The organism is Hymenobacter humi, from assembly GCF_042665855.1.
In the GTDB taxonomy this organism is placed as follows: Bacteria; Bacteroidota; Bacteroidia; order Cytophagales; family Hymenobacteraceae; genus Hymenobacter; species Hymenobacter humi.
Genome location: NZ_JBHTEK010000001.1, coordinates 2,200,704 through 2,214,968, shown reverse-complemented (window position 1 = coordinate 2,214,968; position 14,265 = coordinate 2,200,704). Strand labels below are relative to the sequence as shown.

15 protein-coding genes and 3 pseudogenes are annotated in these 14,265 nt (G+C 61.5%); 10 read left to right on the top strand and 8 right to left on the bottom strand.

The window, feature by feature from the left end; translation table 11 throughout:
- Positions 1-6 precede the first annotated feature (6 nt).
- The 3 genes from ACFQT0_RS12380 (at position 7) to ACFQT0_RS12370 (ending at position 3,323) form a co-directional block, all read left to right on the top strand.
- Positions 7-1,872, top strand: a complete 1,866-nt coding sequence (locus ACFQT0_RS12380) for a glycoside hydrolase family 13 protein (protein ID WP_380203136.1) — start codon at positions 7-9, stop codon at positions 1,870-1,872.
- A gap of 280 nt (positions 1,873-2,152) precedes the next feature.
- A complete protein-coding gene (locus ACFQT0_RS12375; protein WP_380203134.1) occupies positions 2,153-2,902 on the top strand; it encodes an IS5 family transposase in 750 nt (249 codons plus the stop codon).
- A 169-nt stretch (positions 2,903-3,071) separates the two neighbouring features.
- On the top strand, positions 3,072-3,323 hold the full coding sequence (locus ACFQT0_RS12370; protein ID WP_380203133.1) for a hypothetical protein: 252 nt from the start codon (positions 3,072-3,074) through the stop codon (positions 3,321-3,323).
- A gap of 398 nt (positions 3,324-3,721) precedes the next feature.
- On the opposite strand, the gene ACFQT0_RS12365 is transcribed toward ACFQT0_RS12370, so the two are convergent.
- Both ACFQT0_RS12365 and ACFQT0_RS12360 read right to left on the bottom strand, forming a co-directional pair.
- On the bottom strand, positions 3,722-4,528 hold the full coding sequence (locus ACFQT0_RS12365) for a hypothetical protein (RefSeq protein WP_380206164.1): 807 nt from the start codon (positions 4,526-4,528) through the stop codon (positions 3,722-3,724).
- 548 nt (positions 4,529-5,076) lie between these two features.
- A pseudogene (locus ACFQT0_RS12360) lies at positions 5,077-5,265 on the bottom strand (IPT/TIG domain-containing protein); the annotation flags it as partial.
- 591 nt (positions 5,266-5,856) lie between these two features.
- Here ACFQT0_RS12360 and ACFQT0_RS12355 point away from each other — a divergent pair.
- Positions 5,857-6,717 (top strand): cytochrome-c peroxidase, encoded by an 861-nt coding sequence (locus ACFQT0_RS12355; RefSeq protein ID WP_380203131.1) that lies wholly within the window; start codon positions 5,857-5,859, stop codon positions 6,715-6,717.
- Positions 6,690-6,959 carry a hypothetical protein gene (locus ACFQT0_RS12350; protein WP_380203129.1) on the top strand — a complete coding sequence of 90 codons (270 nt, stop codon included), beginning with the start codon at positions 6,690-6,692 and terminating at the stop codon, positions 6,957-6,959. The genes ACFQT0_RS12355 and ACFQT0_RS12350 overlap by 28 nt, the downstream gene beginning before the upstream one ends.
- Here ACFQT0_RS12350 and ACFQT0_RS12345 read toward each other — a convergent pair.
- The 5 genes from ACFQT0_RS12345 to ACFQT0_RS12325 all read right to left on the bottom strand — a co-directional run bounded on the left by ACFQT0_RS12345 (position 6,928) and on the right by ACFQT0_RS12325 (position 10,232).
- Positions 6,928-7,431, bottom strand: a complete 504-nt coding sequence (locus ACFQT0_RS12345) for a hypothetical protein (RefSeq protein ID WP_380203127.1) — start codon at positions 7,429-7,431, stop codon at positions 6,928-6,930. The two genes, ACFQT0_RS12350 and ACFQT0_RS12345, sit on opposite strands and share 32 nt — an antisense overlap.
- Positions 7,362-7,991: a hypothetical protein gene (locus ACFQT0_RS12340; RefSeq protein WP_380203124.1), complete on the bottom strand. Its 630-nt coding sequence runs from the start codon at positions 7,989-7,991 to the stop codon at positions 7,362-7,364. Before ACFQT0_RS12340 ends, ACFQT0_RS12345 begins: the two co-directional genes overlap by 70 nt.
- Positions 7,992-7,998: 7 nt before the next feature.
- Positions 7,999-8,721, bottom strand: coding sequence for an MbnP family protein (locus tag ACFQT0_RS12335; protein WP_380203122.1), 723 nt, complete (start codon positions 8,719-8,721; stop codon positions 7,999-8,001).
- A 203-nt stretch (positions 8,722-8,924) separates the two neighbouring features.
- Entirely contained in the window at positions 8,925-9,266 is a 342-nt protein-coding gene (locus ACFQT0_RS12330; protein WP_380203119.1) for a hypothetical protein, read from the bottom strand.
- Positions 9,267-9,824: 558 nt separating this feature from the next.
- Complete coding sequence (locus ACFQT0_RS12325) at positions 9,825-10,232, bottom strand: hypothetical protein (protein ID WP_380203117.1); 408 nt, start codon at positions 10,230-10,232, stop codon at positions 9,825-9,827.
- 202 nt (positions 10,233-10,434) lie between these two features.
- Here ACFQT0_RS12325 and ACFQT0_RS12320 point away from each other — a divergent pair.
- From ACFQT0_RS12320 to ACFQT0_RS12305, 4 genes and pseudogenes are all read left to right on the top strand, one after another.
- A pseudogene (locus tag ACFQT0_RS12320) lies at positions 10,435-11,103 on the top strand (winged helix-turn-helix domain-containing protein).
- Positions 11,104-11,322: 219 nt separating this feature from the next.
- On the top strand, positions 11,323-11,598 hold the full coding sequence (locus ACFQT0_RS12315; RefSeq protein WP_380203115.1) for a hypothetical protein: 276 nt from the start codon (positions 11,323-11,325) through the stop codon (positions 11,596-11,598).
- On the top strand, positions 11,579-12,394 hold the full coding sequence (locus tag ACFQT0_RS12310; protein WP_380203113.1) for a histidine kinase dimerization/phospho-acceptor domain-containing protein: 816 nt from the start codon (positions 11,579-11,581) through the stop codon (positions 12,392-12,394). Before ACFQT0_RS12315 ends, ACFQT0_RS12310 begins: the two co-directional genes overlap by 20 nt.
- Positions 12,327-12,674 carry a sensor histidine kinase gene (locus ACFQT0_RS12305; protein ID WP_380203111.1) on the top strand — a complete coding sequence of 116 codons (348 nt, stop codon included), beginning with the start codon at positions 12,327-12,329 and terminating at the stop codon, positions 12,672-12,674. Before ACFQT0_RS12310 ends, ACFQT0_RS12305 begins: the two co-directional genes overlap by 68 nt.
- A 210-nt stretch (positions 12,675-12,884) precedes the next feature.
- Here the strand turns inward: ACFQT0_RS12305 and ACFQT0_RS12300 are convergent, their stop codons facing one another.
- Complete coding sequence (locus tag ACFQT0_RS12300) at positions 12,885-13,064, bottom strand: hypothetical protein (protein WP_380203109.1); 180 nt, start codon at positions 13,062-13,064, stop codon at positions 12,885-12,887.
- A gap of 38 nt (positions 13,065-13,102) precedes the next feature.
- Between ACFQT0_RS12300 and ACFQT0_RS12295 the strand changes: the two are divergent.
- A pseudogene (locus ACFQT0_RS12295) lies at positions 13,103-14,193 on the top strand (efflux RND transporter periplasmic adaptor subunit).
- Positions 14,194-14,265 lie beyond the last annotated feature (72 nt).

Sequence of the window (14,265 nt, the reverse complement as noted above, 5' to 3'; positions counted from 1 at the left end):
TACTTCATGAAAAAAGGATACCTACTTCTGATTCTATTGCTTGCGGCCCTGCTGCCGGAAGTAGCCCAAGCCCAAGCCGTTTCCATTCAGCGCATCAACCCCACCAACTGGTGGGTGGGTATGAAACGGCCCAACGTGCAGCTGCTCGTGTACGGCCCGGGCGCGGGCACGCTGACCTACACCATCGCCTACCCCGGCGTGAAGCTGGTGAAAACCAACACCGTCGAGAACTCCAACTACGCCTTTCTTGACCTGACCATTGCGCCCACCGCTAAGCCCGGCAAGTTGCAAATCGTGGGCAAGAAAGGCAGCCAGACCCTCACCCGGGCCTGGGAGTTGAAAGCCCGCGACAACGCCGCGAAGGCCCAGGGCGTGACACAGGCCGACTTTATCTACCTGGCCATGCCCGACCGGTTTGCCAACGGCGACCCGAGCAACGACAAATTCGCCGACCTGCGCGACCCCAACTCTGACCGGGCCAACCCCTTCTTCCGGCACGGCGGCGACTTGACCGGCGCGGCCCAGCACATCGGCTACCTCAAAGACCTCGGCATCACGGCCGTATGGTTTACGCCCGTTATTGAAAACAACCAGCCCCTGACCAACGAAGGCGGCACCATGCGGGCCTCCTACCACGGCTACGGCTTCACCGACCACTACAACGTGGACCGCCGCCTGGGCGGTAACGCCGCCTACAAAGCCTACGTGCAGCAGGCCCACGCCGCCGGCCTCAAGGTGGTGCAGGACGCCGTGTACAACCACGTGGGCAACACGCACTGGTTTATCCAGGACCTGCCCATGAAAAGCTGGCTGCACCAGTGGCCCACCTACACTAACACGTCCTACCGCCAGCAGCCCATCACCGACCCGCACGCCTCGCAGATAGACCGGAAGATTACGCTCGACGGCTGGTTTGTGCCCTTCCTGCCCGACCTGAACCAGCAGAACCCGTACGTGGCCAACTTCCTGATTCAGCACGCCATCTGGTCGGTCGAGAACTTCGGGGTGGACGCCTGGCGCATCGACACCTACATGTACAACGACCAGCCGTTTATGAACCGCTGCAACGCCGCGCTGCTCACGGAGTACCCCCGCATCCACATTTTCGGGGAGTCGTCGGTGAGCAACGTGGTCGACCAGTCGTACTATGTAAAGAACAACATCAACTTCCCCTTCAAATCGAACCAGCCCGGTGGGCTGGACTTCGTGCTGGAAGGTGCCATGGTGGATGGCCTGAAGCACGACGGCAGCGCCCAGCGCATGTACGAAGCGCTGGCTCAGGATGCAGTTTACCAGGACCCCACCCGGCTGGTGACCTTCCTCGACAACCACGACCACGACCGTTTCCTGTCGGTGATTGGCGAAGATTTCAGCAAGTACAAAATGGGGCTCACCTGGCTGCTCACCACCCGCGGCATCCCGTCGATGTACTACGGCACCGAAATCCTGATGAAAAACCTCAAGAACCCCACCGATGCCGAGGTGCGCAAGGATTTTCCCGGCGGCTGGCCCGGCGACAAAGAAGACAAATTCACCGCCGCTGGCCGCACCGCTCCCGAAAACGAGGCCTTCGATTTCGTGAAAAAGCTGGCCACCTACCGCCGCTCCCACCCGGCGCTGCACTCCGGCAAGCTGATGCAGTACCTGCCCGAAAACGGCCTGTACGTGTACTTCCGCTACGGGGCTACTGGCACCGTGATGGTGGCCACCAATACCACCGACAAACCCGTTGCGCTGCCCACTGCCCGCTTCTCGGAGCGCACCACCGGCTTCAGCAAAGCCCGCAACGTGCTGACTGGCGAGAACCTGGCCAGCATTGCCACGCTGCAGCTGCCGGCCAAAACCGCCGTGGTGCTGGAGCTGCAAAAGTAGCAGCGCGTTCGGATTAGGTCTGTTCTTTTTTGAGCCCGATGAACTCAGAAGACAATAGCCGTTGCAGAACCCTTCGGTGAGCGTCATCACTGGACTCTTTTGCGCCTTAAGCTTCCTGAGCAAGTATTTCAACTTTTAATGCGGCTTTTAGCAAGCCGTTGCGAGCAGCGCAGAGTTCTGCCAAGGCTATGGCTGGTTGTGTAAATCGTGCTGCGGTCGGGACCTAAATAAAAGAGTCGGCGTGCACTAGGGTGTGTGGACAATCGCCGACCTTTGGGTGGTGCGACGCTATGAACTCAAAGATGCCGATTGGGCGCGATTAGCGCCCCTGTTGCCGGGCAAAGCCGGCGATGCCGGCCGCTCGGCGGCAGACAACCGCTTGTTTTTAAACGCCGTGCTCTGGATTGCCCGCAGCGGCGCGCCGTGGCGCGATTTGCCCGAGCGGTTCGGGCCGTGGAACTCCACGTACCGCCGCTTCCGCCGCTGGGCGCAGAAAGGCGTCTGGCAACGCGTATTCGAGGCCGTACAAGACCCGGACCTGGACTGGGCCATGCTCGATTCCACCAGCGTGCGGGCCCACCAGCACGCCGCGGGGCAAAAAAGCAGTGCCCTAGCCGAAGCGCTGGGCCGTTCGCGCGGCGGGTTCACCAGCAAGCTCCACGTCGTCGTAGACGCGCTGGGCAACCCGCTGCGCTTGCGGTTGACGCCTGGACAGCAGGCCGATTGCACCGTGGCCGCGGACTTGCTGGCCGGATTGGCGGTGGGGGCCGTGCTGGCCGACAAGGCCTACGACACCGATGCCCTCGTGGCCGGCTGCGCCCAAACCGGCGCGGCCCTCGTCGTGCCCAGCAAGCGCAGCCGGCGCGTGGCGCGGGTGCTGGACCGCAACCTCTACGCTGACCGCAACAAAGTCGAGCGCTTCTTCAACCGCCTCAAGCAGTACCGACGCCTGGCCACGCGCTATGAAAAAACGGGCGCCTCCTTTCTCGCTTTCGCGCATTGCGCCGCTACTTTCGTCTGGCTGCTCTAATTGTCCACACACCCTAGTAGGTTGGGCTGCCAGTCAACGAATTAGAACCCCTGCCCTTCCTTCATGAACCCGAAACTCACCCGCATTACGGCCTGGCTGCTCGGCAGCCTTTGCACTATGGCAGTCGGGGGCTGCACCAGCCAAAAAGAGGCGCCTGCACCCGAGCCTGGTGGGGGTGCGCTACGCCCAAACCCAATGCGCCGACCGCTGGGGCCAGGCCTCGGGCACGCAACAGCTCGCCGCCGCAGCCCAGGCCTACCTGGCCCAGCAGGGCCTTACGCTGCACCAGCCCCAGGCCAGCGTCAAAAACGCTGGCGCTGTTTGCAGCGCCTGCAACTGTCCCACGGGCCTGGTGCTGGAGGGCACGGTGCAACCCGCCGATTTATCGGCCGTGCTCGCTTTAGGTTTTACCAGACAGTAGCCACCGCGAAGCGCACCTGCTTCTTTTGCCATCCTAAGCGATTTGCAATAAAAGCGAGCTTGGCATAAAGCGCGTTTGGTCTTTCCACCGTTTGCCCAAACTCCTAAGTAGAGGCGGTTCTACTTATAAGTCAACCGAAGGAGCAATCGTTGGGCCTTTTGAATAAGGGCGGTTTGGAGTTGCACACCGGCCGCTGCCTTTGCAAGGCAGCACCGACCTAGCGCTTGAGCAAGGGTCGAGCGGGGGCTTGGTCTAGTACTAGCCAGTAGAGGCCCGCCGGCAGGAAGGAGAAGTTCAACGGCTGTCCGTCGTGATACACGCCGGTCAGCAAGCTGCGGCCCGTGCTGTCAAAAAGGCGTAGCGCACCGGCGCGGGCCCCGCCGGTGACGGTGAGTTGCTCAGCGACGGGGTTGGGAAAGAAGTTGGCACTGGCTCGTGGCGCAGCCGCAGCGCGCTGGGCAAGGGGGTGCTAGCCGTAGAAAAACCCACGTCGCCCCTAGTTTGTTGTTGTCATTCCATCCGCCCGTGGCCATGGTTGAGCCGTCGGCCGATAAAGCGACAGAATGGCCTTGTTGTACACTGCCCAGGAAGGACCCGGTTCCGACGATTTTGGCCCCCTGTTCGCTCCACGTCGTGCCGGTGCGGGTGAACACCCACGTGGCCCCGACGTTGCCGTTTTCTCCGGATGCGCCCGCAGCGAGCGTGTTGCCATCGGCGGACAAGGCGACGGAAGTGCCTTGGAAGGCATCAGAAAGTCCACTTGCCCCGCTTCCAACGAGCTTGGGCCCCTGCTCGCTCCACGTGGAGCCGGTGCGGGTGAACACCCACGTGGCCCCAGCGAACCGGTTGTCGTGCGGTCCGCTCGCAGCCAACGTGTTGCCATTGGCTGATAGGGCAATGGAAGTGCCTTGGGCCGCCCCATAAAGTCCACTTGCTCCGGTTCCGACGAGCTTGGGCCCCTGCTCGCTCCACGTGGAGCCGGTGCGGGTGAACACCCATGTGGCCCCTGTTTCGTCGGCGTCTGAGGGTCCACTCTCAGCCAGGGTGTTGCCGTCAGCAGACAAAGCGACGGATTGCCCTTGCTGTACAAGGGGGCCCCTGGCACCGGTTCCGACGAGCTTGGGCCCCTGCTGGCTCCACGTCGTGCCGGTACGGGTGAACACCCACGTGGCCCCCGTTTGGTAGTTGTCTCCGGGTGCGCCCATGGCCAAGGTGTTGCCGTCGGCCGATAGGGCAACGGAAAGGCCTGCTGCCACGGAACCAGCTCCGACGAGCTTGGCGCCCTGCTGGCTCCACGTTGTGCCGGTGCGGGTAAATATCCATGTGGCCCCGGCGTTGCTGTTGTCGCCTCGCCCCCTACAGCCAGGGTGTTGCCGTCAGCAGACAAGGCGACGGAAGTGCCTTGGAAGGCAGTAGTTCCCGTGGCCCCGGTTCCGACGAGCTTGGCGCCCTGCTGGCTCCACGTGGAGCCGGTACGGGTGAACACCCACGTGGCCCCGGCGTTGCTGTTGTCAGCATTTCCGCCCACGGCCAGGGTGTTGCCATCGGCCGATAGGGCGACGGATTGCCCTTGCTGTGCACCAGTCCCAATAGTCCCGGTTCCGACGAGCTTAGGGCCTTGTTGGGCGGTGGTTAGGGGCGTGCGGGTAATCGTAAAAGTGGCGGGAGAAATGGCCGTGGCCGTCCCCGTGGCAGTAATGGTGCCGGAGGTAGCACCGGGCATCACCAGCAGATGCAACGAGGTGCCCGTTTGGTCCAGAATCACGCCGGCCGTGCCGTTCACGGCCACGGCCGTAACCAAGTCCAGGCTGGTCCCGGTGAGCGTTACCAGCGTGCCCACGTTACCCGACGTCGGTGACACGGAACTGATGGTTTGGGCGAAGACGGCGGCGGGCAGCCAGGCCAGCAGTAGCGTAAGGGCAGCGGAGTAGAGACGGGGCATGCAAGGGGAAACTAGAAAAAGAAAAGGACAAGCGGAGGCCAAATATATGGTGCCCTTCCAGAGCAACCGCCGTCTGGAGCGCGGGGCTTCCCCTGAAGCCATGGAGCCGTAAAAAGGAATGCGGAAGAACGGAAGTCCAGAACAGGAAGGCTATTGGATGAGAGAGCCAGTAAAGCACAATCGCTCGTTTGAGTAAACAACTGCCAATGGACGCTTACCAGGCTGGCGACAGGGCCCTACTGTCCAGATTGAGTTCAAGAAACCCGTTCACTTTTCAAAGTTCACGAAACTCGAATTAGAGATGAGTTTCGTGAACTTCTATTGCAGTTGTTTTTCCGACTACTTGACGGGCAACGCAAAGGCTGCATGGCAGGAACACGCGGGGTAGCAAAACGAGCCTTAGGTAATGGTACATTTGAGATAAATCTTGAACTTTGAGAAGCAGGAAACGGCTCCTCTTTCGAATCACTGTAGTAAGCCACACCACCGGGTTGACTCAGGAGGTGTACCAGGATGAAGGTGGCGCCGCTAGCTTTTCTGGCGCTCCTGGCACCGCCCGGCACCGTTCCCTCAACTTCTTTGCTCTTTGGCATGACTTCTCAACTGCTGCGACTTGGGCTGCTGCTGGGGCTGGTGGGGTGCGCTGCGCCCGACGAGCCCGTCGTTGTGCCCGAGCCCGACGGCCCGGTTGTGGCTCCTTCGGCTTATAACCTGGCCGTGCCCAGCAATTTTCCGGCACCGCTCGCCCAGCCCACCGACAACCCGCTCACAGTGGAAGGCGTGGCCTTGGGCCGGCAGCTGTTCTACGAAACGGCCTTGTCGGTAACGAGCAACGTTGCCTGCGCCTCGTGCCACCGGCAGCAACTGGCCTTCACCGACGGCCTGGCCAAATCTATCGGCGTGAACGGCGCCCGGTCGACGCGCAGTGCCATGTCGCTGGCCAACCTGCTCTGGGAACCCAGGCTGACGTGGGACGGCGCCGCAAGCACCCTGGAAACGCAGGCCCGCATCCCCATCGAGAAAGACGTAGAAATGCACCAGTCGCTCGCCGTCGGGGTGGCGCGCCTGCAGCAGGACGCGCGCTACCCGCCGCTTTTCCGGCGGGCGTTTGGCAGCAGCACCATCACGGAAGCCAACACGCTCAAAGCCCTGGCTCAATTTGAGCGCACCCTCATCTCGGGCAACTCCCGCTACGACCGGTTCCGGCGCGGCAACCGCACGGCCCTGAGCCCGTTCGAGCAGCAGGGGCTGGTGCTGTTCACTACCCACCCCAACGGCACGCTGCGCGGGGCAACTGCGGCGACTGCCACAGCGGCGACCTGCAAACCAACCACACCTTCAGCAACAACGGCCTCGACGCCACTCCCGCCGACCTGGGCCTGGGCACTGTCACCGGCCAGCCCACCGACCGCGGCAAGTTCCGGGTGCCTTCGCTCCGCAACATTGCCCTGACGGCCCCCTACATGCACGACGGCCGCTTCAGCACCCTCGAGCAAGTGGTGGACCACTACAACGAGCACGTGGCCCTCAGCAGCCCCACCATCGACCCGCTGCTGCTCAACACCACCAACGACCCGCGCCAGCAAAGCACCACGCTGGAGCTCACGGCCACCGAAAAGGCCCAGATAGTGGCGTTCATGCGTACGCTCACCGACTCGACGTTTATTCAGGACCCGCGCTTTGCCAAGCCCTAGTTCTCGGCCGGCGGGGCGCCGGTGCTTCAGGACTTGCGGTGCAGCAGGTACTTGGTTTGGTTGAAGCTGTAGCCCACCGATACCACCAGGCGCCCGGCGCTGGCCGGGTGGTCGGTTTCGGCGGTGTAAATGGGGAGCTGCCGCTGGTGTTCAGCGACGCATTTTTGTAGTACAAATCCAGGCCGGGGCCCAGCAGGGCGTTGTTCATGGCGTGCTCGCCGGTGAGCTGGCCTTCGAGCATTTCGCCCTTGGTCTTCTCGTAGAAAAATTGACCTGAAGGGTAGAGCTGCCAGTCGGTGCCTACGGGAATGCGGTAAAACAAGCTGGCAAACGTGGCCGTGCTCGGCGCCAGGCTGTTGCGGAAGGTGTTTTCCGTGGAGCGCCGGTAGCTGGAGTTCACGCTCAGCCCGAAGCTGCGGTAGCTGCCGATGTAGTTGGCGTACACAAAGCCGTCGGTGGTGCCGGTGCCCACCTGGTTGAGCAAGGGTACCGCTCACCCTGGGCGTTTTGGCGCCGAAACGCGCCGGTGGGCAGCTTCACGCCGCCGCCCACAATCAGGCGGCTTTGCACCCCGGCGGTTTCGATGGCCCGGATGAGGTGGTAGCCGGCAAACACGGTCACGTCGCCCAGGCCCGAGGCGTTGAGCTGCCGCCGGTTTATCTGCGAGGTGTTCATCACGTACGGCACAAACGCATTGACTTCCACGCGCTGCGAAAGGAAGTATTTGCCGCGCAGCTCCACCACCCGGAAGGCCTCAAAATCGGTGGGGTCGCCGGAGTGGTGGTGTTCGTAGCCGTCATCGCCGTTGAGCGGCGACGGGAAAAATGGCCGCGCGCCCTTCGGGAAAAAGCGCGGCGAGTGGCCGTACTGCTGGTAGCCGTTGAAGATGCGGTAGCGGTGCATCAGGCTGATGCTGCTTTGGTTGTCGTAGGGCGTGATGCCCATAAAGCAGCCGCAGATGTCGCAGGCGCGACTGGCCCGGGGCAGCAGCCCCAGCGCCGCGCCCAGCAAAAGAAGGGAAAGGAGTCGCATGAGGCGTTTAATTGGCGTGAATGTGGGACACCGAGAACATGCCCGCGGCCAGGTTGTCGGCTATGCGGGCCGCGGGCAGGCCGCCCATCACGTTGTAGGTGGTGCCGAAGCGCACCGGGTTCGGGCCGTCGAACAGCTTGGCGAGGTCGACGTGCATGTGGATTTCGGGCGAGTGGTCGGTGCGCACCAGCAGCTTGGCCGTGGGGAAGGGCAGCGTCACGGTGCGGATGGTATTGGTGGTGGCGTGCTTGTAGCCCGCAATGTGAAACACCAGGCCGGTAGTGGGCGACTGCGGCGAGCGGCCTTCCAGCTTGAGGTTGATGAACTCCGGGCCGTTCATGTCCCAGTACATGCCGTTGTTGGCGTCGAGCACGCCGGTGAAGTTGACTGCTTTGGTGCGGGTGCTGTCCACGCCCACGGTGAAGCTGATGCCGGTGTAGTCGCCTACGGGCACGCCCTTCATGGCGAGGGCCTGCGTAGCGGGCGTGGCGTGGTCTACCAGAAAGTAAGTATCCGGCACGGCGTAGGTGCTGCCGTCGGCTTTTGCGAGCTTCACGTTGGAGATGTAGTACTTAAAGGTGCTCACCGCAAAGTCGTCGCCGGCGGCGGTTTTGTAGGTGTTAGCGTTCAGCACCAAGGCGCTGAAAGTGGTGGTGCCATTGGCACCGGTCACGCTCAGGCCGTTGTCCATGTGCAGCGTAAACACGCCGGTTTCGGCGGTGGGCTCCACCGGGTCGTTGGTGCAGCCCCCAGGCTCAGGGCCACGAGGGCGAGGGCGCCGGCAAAAGCGGAGATAAAAGAGAAATTCATCGGAAAAGGAAGCTAAAGCTGATTGAAAATCTGGCGCGTGCGCGCACGCGCCAGCCCGCCGTGGGCACGGCCGGGCTCACCCATGGATCGGCGGCCGGCCATGCCAGCTCAACCGGTTGCCAATCAGACGCTTAATGGGGGACGGAACACGCCCGCGCTGTGCGCCGAGGCGTAGCAGGCCCGCGCTGGCGTGGGGTAGTGGCGCGCGGGCCGGGGCCAGTGCCGGAGCTCCAACAAGGCAAAAGCCGCCGTGGCCAGCACCTCGTATTTCACCTTCGCCAACGAGCCGGCCGGGGCTTTCTTCTCCGAAGCATCGACTGCGCGCAGCTGCTTCGCCAAATGGCACTTGCCGTTGCACTTGAGCTGGGGGCGCGCTTTGTTGACGCAGTACAGCTCTGTGATGCGCGCTTTATTGAGCTGATAATCCAACACCAGCACTTCCCGCCCCAGGGTCTGGAGCAGCATCAGGGAGGTAAGGAAAAGTGCCAGAAAGCGGTTCACAGGCAAAACAGAGCCAGCGCGTGCCAGCAGCAACAAAGGTAGAAGGCTACTTAAATATACCACTGCCTGTGCATCTCTTGACTAAGAGCGTGTTTGGATTTTGCATAAAGCAGCTTTTTTAACGTCATACTGAGCTGGTCGAAGCATCAAGACCGCGCTACTAATCTAGGTTAGAGCAGTTTCAGGGTGCGTGTATTCGATTTCACGCCCGGCCCCGGTTCGCTTGCTGCGCGAAGCCGGGGCTGGGGGTGAGGCATAACCTGTACACCCACTACGAATCTGCTGTAGTATTGAGGTAGAGATGCTTCGACCAGCTCAGCCTGACCCAACCTCAAATTCCCAAATACGCTCTAACGTTTATTTAGAGACCAACAAGCCGCCCGGTTAAACGCGGCTCATTTCGCCCTGCCCCTTCTAAACATTCCCGTGTTTTCGTTCTCCGAAACGGTGGTTCAAGCACCTTCGGCTGCCTGGTCAACGGCGAGCCGGGGACCCATTTGCCGGACCGCTGCTGTCCACCGCTTATTCAGGCAGCCGATACGGCATTTCCGCGAATCGCAGCATGCCAGATATAGGAAACCAACTCATCAGCAGAGTCAGGAGCACCAGCGCGCTAAAGAATGTCATTGCTCGGCCTTTGCTCGTCGGTTTGGCTGGGTAGCGGCTCAGGACTTGGGCCACCGACTCCTGGCCGAGCAACAGATAGTAGTTGACCGCAGAAACTATCAGCCACAAGGCAACGGTGCCTGGGGTACCAATGGAGATATTGAAGGCCATTTCCACGAGCATAACAGCCTGAATTATTGGCGTAAGCAGCAACACATTAAGCGCAATGAGAGCAGCGACGGGTAATTGTTCGACAATAGCGTCAGGCTTTAGCGTGTGAATGTTATGAAAGAGGCGCGCGAAAAGCCAGTGAATAGGATTCATAAGGGCTGAAAGTAACCAGTTGTTGCCGGTCCTATCCTTTTGCTAAGCTAGTTCAGGAAAACAGCCACAGCAGCAGAGCCACGAATATCTGCTTTAGAACACGTTGTCGCGCTATATCAACATGAAATGTGCTGTTGCGAAGCAGCGCCACATACGGCATGCGGCGAGCTACCTTTACGCCTCTTCGCGCCCTTGCCGTTTCATGAAGATTTTACTCGTAGAAGACGAAGCCAAGCTCAGCTCCTTCGTTCGTAAGGGCCTGGAAGGCGAAGGCTACTGGGTCGATACGGCCTTCGATGGCCGCTGGGCCTGAGCATGGCCCTGCACGGCGCCTACGATTTGGCCATTCTCGATGTCAGCCTCCCCAGCTCAACGGCTTCGAAGTGTGCCGCCGGCTACGGGCCGAACAGCCCCAGACCGCTATACTGCTGCTGACGGCCCTGGGGGCATCGCCCACAAAACGGAAGGCTACGATGCCGGCGCCGACGACTACCTGGTCAAGCCGTTCGAGTTTCAGGAGCTGCTGCTGCGGGTGCGCGCCCTCTACCGCCGCTACCACGACGCCGGCCCCGGCCGCACCCTGAGCATCGCCGACCTCACGCTGCATCTCACCACCAAGCGCGTAGAGCGGGCCGGCCGGCCCATTGCCCTCACCGCCCGGGAGTACGCGCTGCTTGAGTACCTGCTGCTCAACCAGGGCCATGTGGTGTCGCGGATAGACATCGCCGAAAAAGTCTGGGAGCTGAAATTCGACACCAACACCAATGTTATCGACGTGTACATCACGTACCTGCGCCGCAAGATTGACAAAGATTTTTCGCCCAAGCTCATCCATACGGTAGTGGGCATGGGCTACGTGTTGCGCGAGTAAGGTTCCCCGCCCTCTCGCTTACCGCTGCTACTTATTTGCCCCTAAAGAGTGTGTTTAGAAATTTTCAAGTTCGGGTCATGCTGAGCTTGTCGAAGCATCTCGCGTGCAGTGGTAATCAAGCCAGTTCAACGAAGCGAGCGAGATGCTTCGGCAAGCTCAGCATGACGTCCAAAGGATGTTTTTTGCTAAATCCAAACACGCACTAAGTCGTTTGATTCGATGACCATTCGCACCCGCCTTACGCTCTTCTTTGCCGGCCTGATGCTGGCGCTGGTTGCGGCGGTGTCGTGTGGCGTCTATTTCTTTGAGCGCAGCAGCCAGCGGGGCATTTTCGAAGGACTGCTGCTGCGCAAGGCCGAGGCCACGGCGAAGGTGTACGTGCGCAAGCACGACCGCCTGGAGCCCACCGATGCCATCCTGCTGCTGACCCAGGAAAACCAGTACGAAGCCATCTACAACGACGCCAACCAGGCTCGTGTACGCCAGCCGGCCTAACCCCGGCCTGGTTATCACGCCGCGCTTGCTGCGGCAGGCGCGCACGGCCGGGCGGGTCACTTTTGGCCACGGGCCGGCGTTGGGGGTGGCGCTCTACACCAGGGAAGGCAACGAGCGGTTCGTCGTCATCGTCACGGCCGAAGACAAGTTTGGCCGCGAGGGGCGGGCGCGCCTGCGCAACAACCTGCTCATCACCAATATCCTGGGCCTGACGCTGGTGGTAGCCTTGGCCAACCTGTTTGCGGGCCGCGCTCTGCGCCCGGTGCAGCAGTTGAGCCAGGAAATTCAGGCGCTTTCCTCGCGCACCCTGGACCAGCGGCTTTCTACCGGCAACGGCCACGACGAGCTGGCCCGCTTGGCGGCTCAATTCAATGCCCTGCTCGCCCGCCTCTCCGACACGGTAACCCAGAACCGCACCTTTGTGTGGCATGCCTCACACGAGCTGCGCACGCCCCTGGCCAACCTGCTGGGGGCACTCGACATTTCGCGGACCTACGACGAGCGCCCGAAGGAGCTGCGCGCCACGCTTACGTCGGCCACCGAGGAGGTGCGGCGCCTCATCTCGCTCACCAACGACCTGCTGCTGCTGGCCGAGTTGAGCCAGGAAAACCCCGCCCACGACCTGCCCCTGACGCCCGTGCTGCTGACCGAGCCCCTGCTCGATGCCGTGCAGGCCGTGCAGCGCCGCTACCCGGCCGCCACCATCGAGCCTGCACCTGCCCGCCGCGATGGAGGACTGCCAGGCCCGGGCCCACGCCGAGCTGCTCACCCTGGCCCTCGTCAACCTGCTGGATAATGCCTGCAAGTATTCGCCGGCCGGTGCGGCCGTGCACGCCAGCCTCACCGCCGGCCCCGGCGGCTGCACCTATGCCGTGCGCGATTCCGGCATCGGCATCGCCCCCGAGGCCCTGCCGCACGTGTTCGAGCCGTTCTACCGGGCCGAGGCGGTGCGCGCGCGCATCAGCGGCAACGGCGTGGGGCTGAGCCTTGTGCAGCGCATCGCGGAGCTGCACGGCGGCGGGGTCTCCGCCCAATCGGTGGTAGGTGAAGGCACGGAGTTTCGCCTGTGGCTGTAAAGAGCCCAATGCTGGCTAGGAGCCTGTAACCTGGCTTTCTGGTAAGAAGTCCCGCCCCGAAAACCGGTAACCCAGGCATGGGAAATCCCGACATTAGAAAGTTCTAATTTCCTTCCAATCCCACGTTAATACCGCCTCCGCACCTTTGCGACTTCTAAGGAGTAGAACTCAACGGTATGGTCTCGTTTCAGCGTTTTTTGGAGGTGCCGGCTACGCTGCCGTGGGCGCTTTGGGCCGGGGCAGCTGCGCCTCCGCCGCTAACACCAGGCGCGGCGCCGGCCTACGGCGCTGCTTGGCCATCGAAGCGCCGCCGGCCCGCTTGCAGGGCCTAGTGGAGTTCTTCCGGAAACAGGGCAGCTCAACGCGCTTGCCCTTCTGGCCCAATATCATAAGGGCATTTGCAAACGCCCGTCATTGTACTTGATTTTATGAAAAGAATGCCCCGGCTCGTGCTGATGAGCTTGTGTGCCTTGTATTGCGGTACAAGCTGCTCAGAAGAGAAAAAGGAAGTGGAAGAAAAGGTGCAGCTGCTGGCCACCAGCCCTTTGCAAAAAGACACGACCGTTACCAAAGAGTACGTCGCCCAGATTCACTCCATCCAGCGCATTGAGCTGCGGGCCCTGGAGAAAGGCTACCTCGAAAAGATTTACGTCGACGAGGGGCAGCACGTGCAGCGAGGGCAGCTCATGTTTCAGATTAAGCCCACCGTGTACCAAGCCGAGCTGAAAAAGTCGCAGGCCGAAGCCAACTACGTGGGGCTGGAATACGACAACACCAAAAAGCTGGCCGACAAGAACATCGTGTCGAAGAGCGAGCTGGCGCTGGCCCAGGCCAAATACGACAAGGCCAACGCCGACGTGTCGCTGGCCCAGACGCATCTGCAGTTCACCACCGTCCGGGCGCCTTTCAACGGCATCATGGACCATTTCCAGGGCCGGCTGGGCAGCCTGGTCGACGAGGGTGAATTGCTGACCACCCTCTCCGACAACAGCAAAATGTGGGTGTACTACAACGTGCCCGAAGCCGAATACCTGGCTTATAAAGCCCATGCCAAAGCCAGCGACAAGCCCACGCACGTGAAGCTGCGAATGGCCAACAACGAGGAATTCAAGCAGACCGGCGTGGTGCAAACCATTGAGGCGGATTTCAACAACGAAACCGGCAACATTGCCTTCCGGGCCACCTTCCCCAACCCCGACGGGCTGCTGCGCAACGGCCAGACCGGCAGCGTGCTCATGACCGTGCCGCTGAAAGGCGCCCTGATTATCCCGCAGAAAGCCACGTTTGAGATTCTGGAGAAGAAATACGTCTTCGTGGTCGACAAAAACAACGTGGTGCACCAGCGCGAAATCGGCATTGCCTCCGAAATGCCCGACCTGTACGTCATCAAATCCGGCATCTCGGCCACCGACCGGATTCTGCTCGAGGGCCTGCGCAAGGTGAAAGACGGCGACAAGGTGAGCTACGACTACAAGGCCCCCAGGCGGTCATCTCGAATTTAAAGGTGTACAGCGAATAGATTATTAGCTGTTAGCCATTAGCTGTCAGCTGTTAGCCTTCCCTGGGCTGAGAGCGGACGGACGCTGGCTAG